At 43.7% G+C, this 17943-nt stretch carries 16 protein-coding genes; 13 read left to right on the plus strand and 3 right to left on the minus strand.

The features are described from left to right. The first annotated feature begins 60 nt into the window (after positions 1–60). The 3 genes from ACQKMF_RS03200 to ACQKMF_RS03210 all read left to right on the plus strand — a co-directional run bounded on the left by ACQKMF_RS03200 (position 61) and on the right by ACQKMF_RS03210 (position 2557). The gene (locus ACQKMF_RS03200) at positions 61–741 is read left to right on the plus strand and encodes a metal-dependent hydrolase (RefSeq protein WP_402938891.1); all 681 of its coding nucleotides are present in this window, start codon (positions 61–63) and stop codon (positions 739–741) included. A 200-nt stretch (positions 742–941) separates the two neighbouring features. After that, positions 942–1166 (plus strand): hypothetical protein, encoded by a 225-nt coding sequence (locus ACQKMF_RS03205; RefSeq protein WP_034309145.1) that lies wholly within the window; start codon positions 942–944, stop codon positions 1164–1166. Between the two features lie 71 nt (positions 1167–1237). Further along, entirely contained in the window at positions 1238–2557 is a 1320-nt protein-coding gene (locus ACQKMF_RS03210) for a DRTGG domain-containing protein (RefSeq protein WP_137018167.1), read from the plus strand. Between the two features lie 27 nt (positions 2558–2584). Here the strand turns inward: ACQKMF_RS03210 and ACQKMF_RS03215 are convergent, their stop codons facing one another. Continuing rightward, the gene (locus ACQKMF_RS03215) at positions 2585–2887 is read right to left on the minus strand and encodes a YtpI family protein (RefSeq protein ID WP_260358625.1); all 303 of its coding nucleotides are present in this window, start codon (positions 2885–2887) and stop codon (positions 2585–2587) included. 168 nt (positions 2888–3055) lie between these two features. Here ACQKMF_RS03215 and ACQKMF_RS03220 point away from each other — a divergent pair, with 168 nt between their 5' ends. Continuing rightward, positions 3056–3991 (plus strand): DHH family phosphoesterase, encoded by a 936-nt coding sequence (locus tag ACQKMF_RS03220; RefSeq protein WP_402938888.1) that lies wholly within the window; start codon positions 3056–3058, stop codon positions 3989–3991. Positions 3992–4062: 71 nt separating this feature from the next. On the opposite strand, the gene ytrI is transcribed toward ACQKMF_RS03220, so the two are convergent. Both ytrI and ACQKMF_RS03230 read right to left on the minus strand, forming a co-directional pair. Further along, on the minus strand, positions 4063–4566 hold the full coding sequence (gene ytrI / locus ACQKMF_RS03225) for a sporulation membrane protein YtrI (protein WP_402938886.1): 504 nt from the start codon (positions 4564–4566) through the stop codon (positions 4063–4065). Beyond that, a complete protein-coding gene (locus tag ACQKMF_RS03230) occupies positions 4563–4898 on the minus strand; it encodes a YtrH family sporulation protein (RefSeq protein ID WP_034309135.1) in 336 nt (111 codons plus the stop codon). Before ACQKMF_RS03230 ends, ytrI begins: the two co-directional genes overlap by 4 nt. 182 nt (positions 4899–5080) lie before the next feature. Here ACQKMF_RS03230 and dnaE point away from each other — a divergent pair, with 182 nt between their 5' ends. The 9 genes from dnaE (at position 5081) to aceB (ending at position 17941) form a co-directional block, all read left to right on the plus strand. Beyond that, positions 5081–8440 carry a DNA polymerase III subunit alpha gene (dnaE, locus tag ACQKMF_RS03235; RefSeq protein WP_427571746.1) on the plus strand — a complete coding sequence of 1120 codons (3360 nt, stop codon included), beginning with the start codon at positions 5081–5083 and terminating at the stop codon, positions 8438–8440. Positions 8441–8552: 112 nt separating this feature from the next. Continuing rightward, positions 8553–9794: an NAD(P)-dependent malic enzyme gene (locus ACQKMF_RS03240; RefSeq protein ID WP_101222916.1), complete on the plus strand. Its 1242-nt coding sequence runs from the start codon at positions 8553–8555 to the stop codon at positions 9792–9794. 5 nt (positions 9795–9799) lie between these two features. Then, positions 9800–10429 (plus strand): FadR/GntR family transcriptional regulator, encoded by a 630-nt coding sequence (locus ACQKMF_RS03245; protein WP_101222915.1) that lies wholly within the window; start codon positions 9800–9802, stop codon positions 10427–10429. A 90-nt stretch (positions 10430–10519) separates the two neighbouring features. Then, complete coding sequence (gene accD, locus ACQKMF_RS03250) at positions 10520–11383, plus strand: acetyl-CoA carboxylase, carboxyltransferase subunit beta (protein WP_101222914.1); 864 nt, start codon at positions 10520–10522, stop codon at positions 11381–11383. Next, complete coding sequence (gene accA / locus ACQKMF_RS03255; protein ID WP_101222913.1) at positions 11380–12378, plus strand: acetyl-CoA carboxylase carboxyl transferase subunit alpha; 999 nt, start codon at positions 11380–11382, stop codon at positions 12376–12378. Before accD ends, accA begins: the two co-directional genes overlap by 4 nt. A gap of 278 nt (positions 12379–12656) precedes the next feature. Further along, a complete protein-coding gene (gene pfkA / locus ACQKMF_RS03260; protein WP_427571749.1) occupies positions 12657–13616 on the plus strand; it encodes a 6-phosphofructokinase in 960 nt (319 codons plus the stop codon). Between the two features lie 120 nt (positions 13617–13736). Further along, positions 13737–15497 carry a pyruvate kinase gene (gene pyk, locus ACQKMF_RS03265; RefSeq protein ID WP_101222911.1) on the plus strand — a complete coding sequence of 587 codons (1761 nt, stop codon included), beginning with the start codon at positions 13737–13739 and terminating at the stop codon, positions 15495–15497. 81 nt (positions 15498–15578) lie between these two features. Beyond that, a complete protein-coding gene (locus ACQKMF_RS03270; protein WP_034309123.1) occupies positions 15579–15971 on the plus strand; it encodes an FxsA family protein in 393 nt (130 codons plus the stop codon). Positions 15972–16348: 377 nt separating this feature from the next. Beyond that, positions 16349–17941 (plus strand): malate synthase A, encoded by a 1593-nt coding sequence (gene aceB, locus ACQKMF_RS03275; RefSeq protein ID WP_260358300.1) that lies wholly within the window; start codon positions 16349–16351, stop codon positions 17939–17941. Positions 17942–17943: the final 2 nt, after the last annotated feature.

Raw genomic sequence — 17943 nt, forward strand, 5'->3', positions numbered from 1 at the left:
GGGAAAGGCCTAAGAAAGCTACTTAAAAAAATTAGTGGGTATGGGAAGGGAGCATCAAAAATGAAAGTATCTTTTCATGGACATGCAGTTGTAAAAGTCGAAACGAATGGTAAAACGATTTTAATCGATCCATTCATTACTGGAAACGAATTGACCGATTTGAAGGTAGAAGATGTGAAACCGGATGTGATCATCTTAACACATGGCCATAATGACCACGTCGGTGATACGGTTGAATTGGCCAAAAGGCATGATGCACTTGTCATCGGCATTGCAGAGATGGCCGACTACCTGGGTGCTCAAGGAGTTCGAACACACGGGATGAGCATCGGCGGAGCTTTCGAGTTCGACTTTGGAAAGGTGAAACTGACGCCAGCATTCCATGGAACGGGATTCAATAACGGGGATGGGCAAATCATTTATTTGGGAATGCCTGCTGGCATATTGCTTACGATAGAAGGGAAAACGATCTATCATGCAGGGGATACAGCGGTATTTTCCGATATGAAGCTGATCGGGGAGCGACATCCGATTGACTTGGCATTCCTGCCAATCGGCGACAATTACACCATGGGCCCGGAAGATGCCGCACTTGCAGCGAAATTCCTTCAATCCAAACAAGTCGTGCCGATTCATTACAATACTTTCCCTGTCATCAAACAGGATCCTAACAAATTCATTGATTTGCTTGAAGAGGGAAATGGACTGATCATGGAAGCCGGAGATGAAATCGAATTATAAAAGAAGCGGGAGCCTGCAGGGCTTCCGTTTTTTTATGTGTACGTGTGGGGATGACCAGCCGAAATGACGGGTTTTCCCAGCAACATTGCCTTTCATGCAGGGTCATTACAGCAATCGGAAAGTAAAGTCTCGTTTTGCAGCCAAGTCTTTTTTCCTTTCACAGGCATAAAATGAATAGATGAAAAAAAAGGGGGGATTGGATGAAACAGAGGTTATTACTGTGTTTGCTACTATGCGGTGTGATGCTGTATTATGCCGTGCCGCGTTTATCGTTGGAAAGTGGTGGTCTGGAGGGTCTGTTCGCTGGATCTTGGCTGTTGTTTGCATTGTTGGCGGTAGCTGGAAACTTGACGGGCATACTATATTCTCCTAAGAAACAAAAGGTAAAACGACAGCCTGAATATAAAAGGTTGCGCCAATACTAGTAGTTGTTTGATAAACTAGGCTCTTTGACCTTATAATGGGGAATAGGAATACCGTGAAAAGGGTGAAGCGCTTGGCTACAAAGCATGAACAAATATTAAAACATATCGATGGGCTCCCTGTTGGCGAAAAGATTTCCGTCCGTCAAATAGCGAAAGCATTGAATGTTAGTGAAGGTACGGCATACCGGGCAATTAAAGAGGCGGAGAACCAGGGCTACGTGAGCTCGATTGAGCGGGTTGGCACGATTCGCATTGAGAAAAAGAAAAAAGAGAATATTGAAAAGCTCACTTTTGCAGAGGTAGTCAATATTGTTGACGGACAAGTTCTGGGTGGGAAAACGGGACTTCATAAGACATTAAATAAATTCGTCATCGGGGCGATGAAGCTGGATGCCATGATGAGATATACGGGTGCAGGAAACCTGCTGATCGTCGGGAACCGTACACAGGCCCACGAGCACGCGTTAAAAGCGGGTGCAGCGGTGCTGATCACCGGGGGATTCGATACGGAAGAGCCCGTTAAAAGGTTAGCCGATGAATTGGAGATGCCAGTCATCTCAACAAGTTACGATACGTTTACCGTCGCAACGATGATCAATCGGGCAATCTATGACCAATTGATCAAAAAGGAAATCTTGCTGGTGGAGGATATTTTGACACCCGTACAGGAGACGACCTTTTTAACGGTGGGTGACCGGGTTCAGACTTGGCATGAACTGAATCAGGAATCCGGGCATAGCCGTTTCCCTGTTGTCGATGACAATATGAAGGTTCAAGGAATGGTCACATCAAAAGATATCATCGGACAGGAAGAGCTGACGCTCATTGATAAGGTGATGACGAAAAACCCGATGACCGTAGGCGATAAAATGAGTGTGGCATCTTCTGCACATATGATGGTTTGGGAAGGGATTGAGTTAATCCCGGTCGTGAATGACAGTCATATCCTCAAGGGTATCGTGAGCAGGCAGGATGTCCTGAAGGCACTGCAAATGAGCCAAAGGCAGCCTCAGGTCGGCGAAACGATCGACGATACGATCACCAGCCAGCTTGTGATGACTTCGAATCGGGGCAAGGGCGAGGAAGTGTATAACTATGGAGTCACTCCGCAGATGACCAATTACCTTGGAACCATTTCAAGCGGTGTGTTCACGACATTGGTCACCGACTCAGCAAATCGTGCACTTCGAAGCTATAAGCGCGGTGACTTGGTCGTGGAAAACATGACGATTTATTTCATCAAGCCAGTCCAGATCGACAGTACGCTTGAAATCCATCCTCGTGTACTCGATGTAGGACGTAAATTCGGAAAAGTGGATGTTGAAGTGTTTAACCAAGGCAAACTTGTCGGCAAGGCGATGTTGACTTGCCAATTGCTCGACCGATCATGAAAAATAAAAAGGATAATCGAATTTCGATTATCCTTTTTGATTTGCAGCTTCTTCGATTGCATGCGGCAAATAAAATTTATACATTTTATAGCCGCCCCAAATACTGAATAGGCCAACGAAGATGAAAACGGCAGCAATGATATAAGTGATGGTCGTGTGGAATAGAAAAAGCTGATTGACTCCGAATAGTGCGACAAACGCACCTAGGGCAATGGAAGATTTCCCTGAAATCCACTTTTTCTCCATCGGCATTCTGGTTCGGACCGATTTGATTTTATAAAACAGATAGACCCCTAATGAAAGAACGATCAAGGTGACAAGAATAGGCATCGTTTGAAATTCCCCCAATTTAACATATGTACCTTTTTATTGTAGCGGGAAATGAAAGAGAATGCCACAGTAAACAAGATGAGTCTTCCTATTTCCGCAATTTTTTGATTAAATGAAATATATCATCTTTATTAGGCTCGATAATACATATGTTAAGGGGAGATCTATATGAAAGCTGAAATATTAGCAGATATAAAGCGTTATGACACTATCATTCTTCATCGTCATGTCCGTCCAGATCCGGACGCTTATGGTTCACAGGGGGGATTGGCGGAAATCCTGAAAGCATCTTTCCCCGAAAAGCGAATTTTTACGGTCGGGAAAGAAGAACCGTCATTGAATTACTTAAGAAGGCTTGATGTGATTTCGGATGAAACATATCAAGGTGCTCTGGTAATCGTTTGTGATACCGCAAATACGGACCGGATTTGTGATGCACGGTACACAACGGGGGATAAACTGATTAAAATCGATCATCATCCCAATGAAGATCCATATGGCGATATGCGCTGGGTCGATACATCGGCAAGTTCGACAAGTGAAATGATTTATGAGTTTTACCAGTTCGGGAAAGAGGAAGGCTTGAAGATGAGTGATGAAGCGGCACGCCTTCTATATGCAGGCATTGTTGGCGATACAGGTCGTTTCCTATTCCAAAGTACGACTGAAAAGACATTTGCCTATGCCAGTGAGTTGATTCACTACTCGTTCTCCCGCCCTCAGTTATATCAGGAAATGTATGACGTCGAGGAAAGCATAGTCCGGTTGAATGGCTATGTGCTGCAGCATTTTGAAATCCTTCCCTATGGCACAGGGAAAATGATCATCACAAAAGATATACTTGAAAAATTCCATGCTTCCACATCTGAGGCATCTCAGCTCGTTTCCTCACTCGGTTCTATTAAAAATGTTAAGTCTTGGGTCTTCTTCATTGAAGAGGATAAAGAAATCAGAGTCCGTTTCCGTTCTAAAGGACCAATCATCAATACGATTGCCCGGAAATATAACGGCGGAGGCCACCCGCTTGCAGCAGGGGCTTCGATTCATTCTTGGGATGAAGTGGATAATATCCTTGCCGACATGGAAGAGTTGAATAAAGCGTAATGAAAAAACTTAAAGACCAAATCGCATATGATTTGGTCTTTAAGTTTGGTAGAAATCAATTAAGCCAACATCTAAGAAGTAGTCCTTTTTAGTTTGATTTCAATATTCATTTTCGTATAAAACATGATCTCGACGACTTCAAGTTGATAGCGCTTTTTATTGATGGTCACGATCTTATTTTCTATCGATTTTTTCAAAAGCACCTTTCCTTCATAAACACTGGCGACATCTTTGGCGAGAAGAGAGGAAAGGTCGTCCTCAATCACATCCTCCGCTTCTGCAATACTGAGCCGATCCAGACTGTATTTTTCATTCGTGATGGTTACTTCCACTTCCTGAATCGTCAGGATTTCCTCGTTTTTCTCATTCAATTTTTTATAATCCTGCTCCCAAATTGCGATTTCCCCGTTTAAATCCTTGATTTCTTCTCTTTGTTCGTGAAGGATCCGGATCTGCTTCTCCTGCTGAACACCATGCATATAAAAGAAAATAACCCAGCTGATCAATCCGCCAAGTGCGGCTCCGGCAAAAAAACGCTGCCAGGTGGGAGACCTGTGATAGGGAGGAATTCTCATGGTGAAATATGCTCTTGCGTGAACCAGTTTATGATCAGTGCTCCTGTCTGTGCCCCTCCAAGTGCAGATAGAATCAATAGGACCTGTTTGACTATATCCTTCGTTTCTCCGTGGAAAATACCGCGTTCAAAATTATAGACCATATCAAAGGTACCCCCGATCGCAGCGACAATGGCCCAAATACGAAGGCTGTCCGACAGCCGGAATACAGTCGTCATCGGGGCTTGTCCAGTAAAAAAAGCCGCGAGGCCCCCGATTATAGAGCCGCCAAGCAATACGCCAAGCGATATGAAAAAGCTGTTGAGAAAGGCTGGAACAAAGGCTTCATTCATATATCATCATCCTTTTTTGCTTGATATTCTTCTATTCCATTTATATGGGAAGTTCAGAGGGAATATGATAGTCGCAGGAAATCAGGAAGTTAAATTGCATTGGTAATGAGAACATATTTTCTTTTTTTGAAATAAACACTATAATGAAAAGAAACATGCCTTACAAAGGTGGGAGAAAAAACGTGTATACTCATCTCCATATTCAGAGCGGATACAGCCTGCTGACAAGTACGGTGAAGATCACTGAACTTGTGGCCAAAGCGAAAGCGGATGGCTGTACAAGTCTTGCCTTAACCGATCGAAATGTTATGTACGGTTCGGTCTATTTTTATAAAGAATGCAAGAGACAAGGTATAAAGCCGATCATCGGCATACTTGCGGATGTCCTTGATGAACGGGAATCGCCACATGGACTTCTTTTATTGGCAAAAAGTCTACAAGGATATCAAAACCTGCTTAAAATAAGCAGTGCCATAAAAACGAAATCCCCGTCAGGCATTCCGATGAATTGGCTAAAAGCCTATTCCAGGGGTTTGATTGCAATCACACCGGGTGCGGAGGGGCAAATAGAAACGCTATTGAGAGAAGAAAATCCTGAAGAAGCCAAACAGGCAGCAGGGAGATTTCTGCAAATTTTTGGTCATGATAATTTTTATATATCCATACAGAGACTTTCGATTGCGGATGAGGAAAAAGGTAACGAAGCCATAAGTCAGTTGGCGAGAGATTTAGAGATAAAGATTGTCGCGACGAATCCGGTCTATTATTTGAATGAAAGCGATGCACTCGCACAAGAAGTCCTGTTGGCAATTGGAAATGGCGACAAGCTGGCGGATGAGACGCATACGGTACTTGAATCAGATCAATTTTATTTGAAAAGCCGGGCTCAGATGGCAGAACTATTCCATGACAGACCGGATGCACTCGAAAATACACTACATATTGCCGCGCAATGCAATCTGGAAATCCCATTTAATCGTTCACTGCTGCCTAAGTACCCTACTGAAGATGGAGTAACAGCCGAGGAAATGCTCGAAGCCATCTGTTTCCAAGGGCTGAAGAAAAGATTGCCGGAGCCATCCATCCAATATGAAGAGCGCCTACGATATGAGCTGGATGTCATCACAAAGATGAAATTCAGCGATTACTTTTTAATCGTCTGGGATTTCATGAAATTCGCTAAGGACCATCAAATCCTTACTGGTCCTGGAAGGGGCTCTGCCGCCGGGTCGATGGTAGCTTATGTCCTGTCGATAACGGATGTCGATCCTATCGAACATTCCTTGCTGTTCGAGCGTTTCCTGAATCCGGAGCGTGTCTCGATGCCGGATATCGACATTGACTTTCCGGATAACCGCCGCGAAGAAGTGATTGCCTATGTCGCGAAGAAGTACGGGGAACTTCATGTAGCACAAATCATTACATTCGGAACTTTGGCTGCCAAGGCTGCGTTAAGGGACACAGGACGTGTTTTCGGCTTGAATTCAAAGGAACAGGAAGCGGTATCGAAAATGATTCCAGGCCGTCTGGGCATCACGCTTCCCGAGGCTTTCAAGGAATCGAAAAGGCTCAGGGAATTCGTTAATGAGAGTGACCTGAATCAAAAACTTTTTCAAACCGCGTTATTGCTTGAAGGTCTGCCTCGCCATGCTTCGACTCATGCTGCCGGCGTTGTCATCAGCGACCAGGCACTGACCGAGCATATTCCGATTCAGGGAGGGCATGACGGAATCCATCTGACTCAATATCCAATGGACCTTCTCGAAGAACTGGGACTTCTTAAAATGGATTTTCTTGGACTTCGCAACTTAACGCTCATCGATAATATTCTAAATAACATTAAAAAGGGAACGGGGAAAAAGCTCGACTTGTCCCATATCCCTATGGATGACCCCGAGACGCTAGCCCTTTTAGGGAGAGGAGAAACAACCGGGGTGTTTCAATTCGAATCGGATGGCATCCGAAAGGTTTTGATAAAGCTGAAACCGAACCGATTCGAGGATATCGTCGCGGTCAATGCCCTATATCGTCCAGGTCCGATGGAAAATATACCGCTGTTCATCGAGAGAAAACATGGACTGGCTCAGATTGATTACCTTCACGAGGACTTGAAGGATATCCTCGAGCCTACTTACGGGGTCATCGTATATCAAGAACAAATCATGCAAATTGCCTCCCGCTTAGCCGGGTTTTCACTAGGGGAGGCTGACCTGCTCCGCCGTGCCGTTTCCAAGAAGAAGAAGGATGTTCTGGATCAAGAGCGGCAGCATTTCGTGAGCGGCTCATTGAAACAAGGATATTCCGAAAAAACGGCAGATGAGATTTATTCCTTGATTGTCCGCTTCGCTAACTACGGATTCAACCGAAGCCATGCGGTGGCGTATAGTTTCATCGCTTATCAGCTTGGTTACTTGAAAACTCACCATCCGGAATATTTCATGGCAGCACTCTTGACATCGGTCGTCGGGAATGATGAAAAGATTTCGCAATATATCCGTGAAGCAAAAAAGAAAGGGATATCGGTTCTGCCTCCCTCGATTAACCGGAGCGGATACCCGTTTTTACCCGAAAAGGAAGGGATCCGATATAGCCTTGGAGCCATAAAAGGGATAGGCGGTACGGTCCTTAAAGAAATATTTGCTGCGAGGAGGCAGAAGAAGTTCGCTGATTTATTCGATTTCTGTTTGCGCGTTTCAGGGAAAATCGTAAATAGGAAAGTGTTGGAGGCGCTTGTGCATTCAGGTGCATTTGATGAATTCGGTGAAGACCGGGCAACATTGTTGGCGAGCTTGGACGTAGCGATCAATCATACGGAATTGGTTAATCCGGATGATGACCTATTCGATATGTTTTCGGATGGTGAGTTTTCACTCAAACCGAAATACAACCGGGTCGATCCCATCCCTATCGAGCACAAACTCTCATTGGAAAAAAGCGCATTGGGCCTTTATCTATCGAATCATCCGGTGACAAGCTACAGAGAACTTTTTCAGCACTTCGGCTGCTTGACCATAGATGAAGCTACCGATAAAAAGGAATCAAAAGTCTTACTTGGCGCATACATTACGTCGGTTAAAACAATAAGGACAAAAAAGGGCGATGTGATGGCTTTCTTGAGCGTTAGTGATGAAGAGGGGGATATTGAAGCGGTCGTTTTTCCAAATGTTTATAAAAGCCACTCTGCTGAATTGAATCATGGACAACTCGTTATGCTGCAAGGAACATTGGAAGAGCGGGATGGAAAAATACAGCTCCTGATCAGGAACGTTTACCCGCTTGAAAAAGTGAAGCAGATGAAAGAGGAACAAAACGGAACGATATTCCTGAAAATTGAGGCCGGCAAGCAAACGAAGGATACACTGCAAAAAATAAAAAAAATTTTAATGCAGCATAGCGGTGAAACCAAGGTCATGCTTTTTTACGAGAGGGAAAACCGCTATGTACAGCTATCTTATTGGGATTGGGTCAATCCTTCAGATAGTCTGATGCAGGCATTATTTGACTTGGTTGGAAAAGGGAATGTGGTTTACAAGAAAGAATAACTGTTTTACAACTTTAATAGTTATGTTATATTGAAAACAGGCCGCTGTGGTCTGACCACTAGATTTCAGCATATAAGATATGGGTTATCCAATTTGTTTTAGGAGTGAAACTATGACATTAAGAGAAGAAGCATTACATATGCACCGCTTGAATCAAGGGAAATTAGAAACAGTTTCGAAAGTACCGGTAAGGAATGCAGTAGATTTAAGCCTGGCTTATTCTCCTGGTGTCGCAGAACCGTGTAAAGATATTTACGATAAGCCGGAAACCGTCTATGACTATACAATGAAGGGGAATACTGTTGCCGTTATTTCTGATGGAACGGCTGTGTTGGGACTTGGAAACATCGGTCCGGAAGCTGCTATGCCGGTTATGGAAGGAAAAGCCGTTTTATTTAAAAGTTTCGCTGGAGTGGACGCTTTCCCAATCTGTTTAAAAACGACGGATGTGGACAAAATTGTAGAGACCGTTAAATTACTCGAACCGACTTTCGGTGGAGTGAACTTAGAGGACATAGCCGCACCAAATTGTTTTGAAATTGAAGAACGACTCAAGAAAGAAATGAATATCCCTGTTTTTCATGATGATCAGCACGGTACAGCCATTGTTACTGTTGCCGGTCTTGTGAACGCGTTACGACTTGTGAATAAATCAATGTCGGAAATTAAAGTGGTGGCGAATGGAGCAGGCGCTGCGGGCATTGCCATCATTAAATTGCTTTATAGCTATGGAGTTCGTGACATCATCATGTGTGATACGAAGGGTGCCATTTATGAGGGCCGTTCGACAGGTATGAATGATACAAAAGAACAAGTGGCGAAAGTCACCAATCGAAATAAGGTTTCAGGACCTTTGGAAACTGTCATTCAAAACGCTGATGTATTTATCGGTGTTTCTGCCGCAGGTGCTTTGACAAAAGAAATGGTTTCTTCGATGAATCGGGATGCGATCATTTTCGCGATGGCTAATCCAGATCCGGAAATCATGCCGGAAGATGCGAAAGCAGCAGGTGCCAAGGTTGTAGGAACGGGCCGTTCGGATTTCCCGAATCAGGTCAATAACGTCCTAGCTTTCCCAGGGATTTTCCGTGGTGCCTTGGATGTACGTGCAACACATATCAATGAAAAAATGAAGGTTGCAGCAGTACAAGCCATTGCCGGTTTAATACAGGAACATGAGTTAAACGAAGACTACGTTATCCCTGCTCCATTTGATGAGAGGGTAGCACCTGCCGTTGCGGCTGCTGTTGCCAAGGCAGCGATGGAAACGGGAGTGGCTAGAATTAATGTGGATCCCGAGGAAATTAAAGAAAAAACAAGGAAATTAGCGATCATTGGAAAAAGTGAGGAATAATTAATTTGGCAGGTCGTACATCTTCATCCAAAATTTATCTCGATGTAGTTGAGAGCCTACGTAGCATGATTGAAGCGGACAGCCTCCTGCCGGGAGATAAAATCCCATCAGAACGGGAGTTATCGGATCGTTTTAATGTAGGCCGTTCCTCTGTCCGTGAAGCATTGCGTGCCTTAGAGCTATTAGGATTAATAGAAACAAGGCGTGGTGAAGGGACGTTTATCAGGGATTTCCAGGAGCATAAGCTAGTCGAGCTTCTGGGAACCTTTTTTTTGCAAGATAAAAAAGTACAAGAAGATTTGTCTGAGACGAAAAGGCTGATTGAAATTGACTGTTTGCGGATCGTCGCCTTTTTCGCTACGGCTGAGGACATCAAAAGATTAATGGTCTGGGTCAAGGCGGATGAGTTTCATGATGATGATTTCTTCTTAAGGATTGCCATTTTGAATCGCAATCGATTGCTGGAAAGAATTTGGCGCATTGTCAACAGCTATGCTAGAACATCAGAGATGGTACAGGGTAATGTGAAAAAAGAAGATTATCTGTCACTTCTTACATATTTGCTCGAACGTGATGAAGAAAAAGCCATCGAAACGTATCTTATTAGAATTAGAAATATGTCGAAGGACGAGTGACACCTTTTTACACGATACTAATTTTATTTCTGATATAGTTTGTACCAAGTATCATAAAATAGATAATTGGTGGTAAAGGGAGGATTAAGCTTGCTTAAAGAGCTATTTGCGAAGTCTAAGAAGAAATATGCAACGGTTCCTTTAGATCGGGAGAAACAAGATGTACCAGAAGGAATCATGACAAAGTGCACCGGCTGTAAAAAAATCATGTATACAAAAGAATTGGTGAAAAACAAGAAAGTTTGTTTACATTGCGGGCACCACCATTCGATGTCTTCCCATGAGCGCATCGAATTTTTATTCGACGCCGGCAGTTTTAATGAATTTGATAAAGAAATGATTTCAGTTAACCCGCTTGAATTTCCGGATTATCTGGAAAAGTTGGAAAAAGATAGAAAGAAAGCCAAGATTAATGAGGCGGTTGTAACAGGAGTTGGAAGCATCAATGGGTACCAAGTTTCAACAGCCATAATGGATTCGAATTTCCGGATGGGGAGCATGGGATCCGTTGTTGGGGAAAAAATTACCCGTGCCATTGAACGTGCAGGTGAGTTGAAGATTCCGTTCATCATTTTTACCGCATCAGGCGGCGCTCGGATGCAGGAGGGTGTTTTAAGCTTGATGCAAATGGCAAAGACAAGTGCAGCACTCAAGATATTCAGCAATGAAGGTGGACTGATCATATCAATGATGACCCATCCTACCACAGGCGGGGTTTCGGCAAGTTTCGCGTCACTTGGCGATATTAATCTAGCCGAGCCTGGAGCCCTTATTGGTTTTGCGGGAAGAAGGATCATTGAACAGACGATCCATGAAGAGCTTCCTGAAGATTTCCAAACGGCTGAATTCTTGATGAAGCACGGCCAATTGGATGCGGTCGTCAAACGTACGGAAATGAAGGAAACCTTGACGACGATCCTTAAAATCCATGCCCCGGGCGGTGAATGGTTATGATTTACGAATTGGAGTTCGAGCGTCCCATTACGGACCTGAGAAATAAGATTAAAGAGCTAAAGTCAATTTCGAAGGATGCTGATGTAGATCTTACAGCTGAAATCGAAACATTGGAAAAGCGTTTAGAGAAGCTGGAAGTGGATATTTATAACCATCTTAAACCGTGGGATCGTGTTCAGATTGCCCGGCATCCAGCACGTCCGACTACGCTTGATTACATTCCGCTATTATTCAATGACTTCATCGAGTTTCATGGTGATCGTTATTATGGGGATGATGAAGCGATTGTCGCTGGAATCGCGGAATTTGATGGACTTGCCGTGACGGTCATCGGCCATCAACGAGGTAAGGATACGAAGGAAAACATCCGTCGTAACTTTGGCATGCCCCATCCTGAAGGCTACCGAAAAGCATTGCGTCTGATGAAACAGGCTGAAAAATTCAACCGGCCGATCATTTGTTTCATTGATACGAAGGGAGCTTTCCCTGGTAAAGCGGCTGAAGAGCGCGGGCAAAGTGAAGCCATTGCGAAAAACCTATTCGAAATGGCAGGGCTGAAGGTACCGGTAATCAGTATAGTCATCGGTGAAGGTGGAAGCGGAGGTGCATTGGCACTTGGCGTCGGAGACCGAATTTTCATGCTTGAGAACTCAACATATTCGGTAATTTCCCCAGAAGGGGCTGCTGCCTTGCTGTGGAAGGATGCCTCCCAGGCTAAGAGGGCTGCGGAATCGATGAAAATCACGGCTCCCGACTTAAACCGCTTAGGAGTCATTGATGAGATCATTCCTGAAGTGAGGGGCGGCGCCCATCGGGATTCGAATTTACAGGCTGAAGCCATCAAGGATATCCTGAAACGTTCATTCAAGGAACTTCTGCCATTGAATAGTGATGATCTTATCAACCGGCGTTATATGAAATTCAAGAAAATCGGTGAATATGAATTTGCAAAACAACCTGAGGGCGAACCTAAGGAAGTGGAACAGCATTCATAAACACATTTTGTAAATGGAAAAACGTGCTGCCTGGGGCAACACGTTTTTTCATCCTTTCATGGCACATATGTATTCATTACCGAAACGAGTAAAGAATATGGTTTGTGTGTAGAATGTAAACTTTTACGCCATTTTACTTCAATTTCTGAAGAGAATCGGTTAGGCTTATAACATCAAGTGAGCATAAGTGAAACAAGTACTGCTTATTGAGGCATGAAAAAGGGTACAATGATATAATGGAGCTTGAAATTGATTAGTGCTGTAGAGAGGTGACATTTATGAAAAGAATAGGTGTATTGACAAGTGGAGGAGATTCTCCAGGAATGAATGCGGCAGTCCGAGCAGTTGTCCGGAAAGCAATTTTTCATGAAATAGAGGTCTTCGGGATTTATCATGGTTATCAGGGTCTAATAAATGGAAATATAAAGAAGCTAGAACTTGGGTCGGTCGGGGATATCATCCATCGAGGCGGCACGATGTTACATACGGCTCGCTGTCCGGAATTTAAGACAGAGGAAGGCCAGCTGAAAGCGATTGAACAATTGGATAAACTTGGTATCGAGGGCATTGTCATAATTGGTGGCGATGGTTCTTACCGCGGAGCGAAAGCTTTAACGGAAAGGGGCTTTCCTTGTATCGGAGTTCCTGGAACAATTGATAATGACATACCAGGTACGGACTTTACGATTGGTTTCGATACGGCCCTGAATACAGTCATCGATGCTATCGATAAAATTCGGGATACGGCTACTTCTCATGAAAGGACTTATGTAGTTGAAGTGATGGGAAGAGATGCCGGCGATATTGCGCTTTGGGCTGGATTGGCTGGCGGAGCTGAAACGATACTTTGTCCTGAATATGAATATGAAATAGATGATTTGATTGGAAAGCTGAACCGCGGACATGACCGAGGGAAAAAGCACAGTATCATCATAGTAGCTGAAGGTGTTGGAAGTGCCGTTGATATCTCCAGGAGTATTGAGGCGAAAGCAGGAATTGAAACCCGTGTAACTGTCCTGGGCCATGTTCAGCGCGGGGGATCTCCTTCGGCTAATGACCGGGTATTGGCAAGCCGCCTTGGAGCAAGAGCGGTTGAATTGCTTCTTGAAGGAAAAGGAGGCAGGGCTGTAGGGATAGAACAAAATCAACTTGTTGATTATGATATCATCGAAGCCCTTGCTAAACCGCATACAATTGACAAGAAGATGTATGATTTATCTGCAGAGCTATCGATTTAATCATTATTGATAGGAATTGCTTTTTAAAGAATTGGGTATTTAAATAGAGGACATAAAACACTGCGCCCCTGTCTTCAAAAGGTGGACAGGCGGCGAGTTTTCCTTAAAGGAGGATGACACATGCGTAAAACCAAGATTGTTTGTACGATTGGACCCGCGAGTGAAAGTATAGAAAAGCTGGTTCAATTAATAGAAGCAGGGATGAATGTGGCACGTCTTAACTTTTCTCATGGAAATCATGAAGAACATGCCGCTAGAATTCGCAATATAAGGGAAGCTAGCGAAAAAGCGGGTAAACAGGTTGCCATCTTGTTGGATACAAAAGGACCTGAAATACGAACAAATAATATGGAAAATGATTCTATAGAGCTTGTAGCCGGCAATGAAGTCATTATTTCCATGAATGAAGTCCTGGGAACACCTGAAAAATTCTCCATTACCTATGAAGGGCTTCTGCATGATGTCCACCCAGGATCTAAAATCCTTTTGGATGATGGATTGATCGGGCTTGAAGTGTTGAAGATAGATCAGGTAAGAAAAGAAATCCATACGAAGATCTTGAATAGCGGTACACTCAAGAACAAAAAAGGCGTGAATGTTCCTGGGGTTTCGGTAAACCTGCCTGGCATAACGGAGAAAGATGAACAGGATATCCTTTTTGGAATCGAACAGGGTATCGACTTCATTGCTGCCTCATTTGTACGCAGAGCTTCCGACGTGCTTGAAGTTAGTGAATTATTACAGCAAAATGGAGCGGAACATATTCAAATCATCCCAAAAATCGAAAATCAAGAGGGCGTAGACCGTCTTGATGAAATTTTGGAAGTTTCAGATGGCTTGATGGTAGCACGTGGAGACTTGGGAGTGGAAATTCCTGCAGAAGAAGTGCCATTAGTCCAAAAACAAATGATCAAAAAATGTAATAATGCTGGGAAACCAGTCATAACGGCTACACAAATGCTCGATTCGATGCAGCGTAACCCAAGGCCGACCCGTGCAGAAGCAAGTGACGTGGCCAATGCCATATTTGATGGAACGGATGCAATCATGCTTTCTGGCGAAACAGCTGCTGGAACCTATCCTGTCGAAGCGGTGCAAACGATGCATAACATTGCTTCACGTGCTGAAACTGCCCTTGATTATCGGGATATATTATCAGTCAGAAGCAAAGTGAACCGTCATAATGTCACTGATGCTATTGGCCAATCCGTTGCCCATACAGCGCTTAATCTTAATGCAGGGGCAATCATCACCCCTACGGAAAGCGGCCATACGGCAAGGATGATTTCCAAATACCGCCCTAAAGCACCGATCATTGCGGTTACATCCAATGATCATGTTACAAGAGGGCTTGCATTGGTTTGGGGAGTCTATCCGCAGATTGGTCCAAAAGCAACGACTACCGATGAAATGCTTCAAACCGCAATAGATGAAAGCTTACATTCTGGCTTAGTTTCCCATGGGGATTTAGTCGTCATTACAGCCGGTGTGCCTGTAGGTGAAACAGGTACGACTAACTTGATGAAAATTCATGTGTTAGGAGAGGTTCTTTTGAAGGCTCAAGGAATCGGCAGGAAATCAGCTAAAGGTGAAGTGGTTATCGCTAAGAATGCCAAGGAAGCTTTGGAAAAAGTGACGGAAGGCTCTGTATTGGTTACGATCGGTTCGGACCGCGAAATGATGCCGGCGATTGAAAAGTGTGCGGCATTGATTACTGAAGAAGGCGGTTTGACAAGCCATGCAGCTGTTGTAGGAGTCACATTGGGCATACCGGTCATCGTTGGGGCGGAGGACGCGACCAAGGTTTTCAAGGATGGTCAAAGAATAACAGTCGATGCAGGTCGCGGAGTCATTTATGATGGACATGCCAACGTACTGTAAAACGAAATTTTGGCTGATTCCGTGCCAATGAGGTAAGATGGATGTACCGCACCAGAAATGGGCTGTGCAGGAGGAATGTAGATGAAATATTTTTTAATGTTTATCATTGCGATGCCGGTCGTTGAAATTATTGTCCTTTTGCTGTCAGGCAATCTGATTGGTTTTTGGCCAACGCTGTTCCTGATTGTAGCCACAGGCTTGATCGGAGCCTATTTGGCTAAACGGCAAGGGATGGAAACATGGAAAAAGGCACAGGAACAGATTCGTTACGGTATGATGCCAGGAAATGAAATCATTGATGGAATCTGTATCTTTATCGGAGCTGCACTGTTGCTGTCCCCTGGGCTCATCTCGGATATCATGGGATTGATCCTTGTGTTTCCGCCAACCCGGAATCTCCTCAAACCGATTGTTATCCGATTTATCATGAACAGAATGAATAAAGGGAAAGTTACCATCATTCGGCATAAATAATATAAGGCTGTCTAAAGGCTCAAGCTTTTAGGCAGCCTTTTTGGTCTGGAAAAAAGGTCAAACAAAAGCATCCAAGTTTTTTATAGGGTGCTTTTTTGCTTTCATTAAAATGGGAGTTTCAATGTAAATGGATTTTCTCTGTTTCACCATAAAATGATGATTTCCATGAGAATGAAATGTGTATAATAACAGGATTTAAAAATTATTAACTCCTTGGAAACATTGGTAAAACAGGCTTTTCCATGCTAAAAAATCTTTTTTTAGATTTTTTAGAAAAAACTGGTGACAAATTTATACAACGTGTTATATAATACAAACAGGAAATAAAACAACTGTATTATAACATAGAAGAGTTGGAAAGGATGTGGAGAGGCAACATGATTACGGAAGCAAAAGGCTTACAAATTACAGGCAGCATTAAGCCAGGATATGAACAAATACTTACAACGGATGCTCTTCAATTCATTGGAAGAATTGAACGGCATTTCAGTGGAAGAAGGGCAGAACTTCTGGAACGGCGGAAAAGCGTTCAGGAAGAACTGAATCAAGGCAAGCTTCCTGATTTCCTTGAAGAAACGAAGCATATTCGTGAAAGTGATTGGACAATTGCGGCCCTTCCGAATGATTTGCAGGACCGCAGGGTTGAAATCACTGGACCTGTCGATCGTAAAATGATCATTAATGCCATGAACTCAGGTGCCAATGTATTCATGGCGGACTTTGAAGATGCCAATTCACCCACTTGGGAGAATTGCATTGATGGTCAATTGAATCTGCGCGATGCAATCCGCGGAACCATCTCATTTAAAAATCCAAATGGTAAAGTGTATGAATTAAATGAAAGAACAGCTGTCTTAAAAGTAAGGCCGCGCGGCTGGCATTTAGAGGAAAAACATGTCCTTTTGGATGGACAGCCTATATCAGCAAGCATTTTTGACTTTGGACTGTACTTTTACCACAATGCAAAAGCATTGATTGAAAAACAAAGCGGTCCATACTTTTACTTACCAAAATTGGAAAGCCATCTCGAAGCAAGATTATGGAATGAAATATTCGTATATGCACAGAACGATTTGAGAATTCCGCAAGGAACCATCAAGGCAACGGTCTTGATAGAAACGATTCTTGCTGCATTCGAAATGGACGAAATTCTGTACGAGCTGAAAGAACATTCGGCAGGCCTGAACTGTGGCCGCTGGGACTATATCTTTAGTTTCCTGAAAAAATTCCGTCACTCGGATGATGTTATCTTCCCAGACAGGCAGCAGGTCACGATGACCGTCCCGAATATGAGGGCGTATTCCTTACTGGCAATCAAAACATGTCACACTCGTAATGCTCCTGCAATTGGCGGGATGGCCGCGCAAATTCCTGTTAAAAATGATCCGGTTAAGAACGATGAGGCTTTTGCGAAAGTAAGGGCAGATAAAGAACGCGAAGCAAGAGACGGTCATGATGGAACATGGGTTGCCCACCCAGGTATGGTAAGCACGGCAAAAGAGGTTTTTGACCTGCTCGTCCCAAAACCGAATCAAATTTTCCGAAAACGGGAAGATGTCCATGTAACAGCTCAAGAGCTGCTTGCTGTACCGGAAGGAACGATTACAGAGGCAGGATTAAGGACGAATATTAACGTAGGCATCCAATATATCGCCTCTTGGCTAAGCGGCAGAGGTGCGGCACCCATCAATAACTTAATGGAAGATGCTGCAACCGCTGAAATTTCAAGGGCTCAAGTCTGGCAATGGATCCGTCATCCAAAAGGCATTCTCGAAGATGGCAGGAAAATAACCGAGGAATTATTCCATCAAATCAAAGAAGAAGAATTGGCGGTCATTAAATCGGAAGTAGGGGAAGAAACTTTCATATCAGGAAAGTTTGAAGAGTCTACTAAACTATTTGAACAATTGATTGAAGCGGATGACTTTGCAGATTTCTTAACCAACGCGGCATACGAAAAATTATCTTAATA

It is taken from the genome of Peribacillus sp. NPDC101480 (assembly GCF_050277335.1).
Classification (GTDB): Bacteria; Bacillota; Bacilli; order Bacillales; family DSM-1321; genus Peribacillus.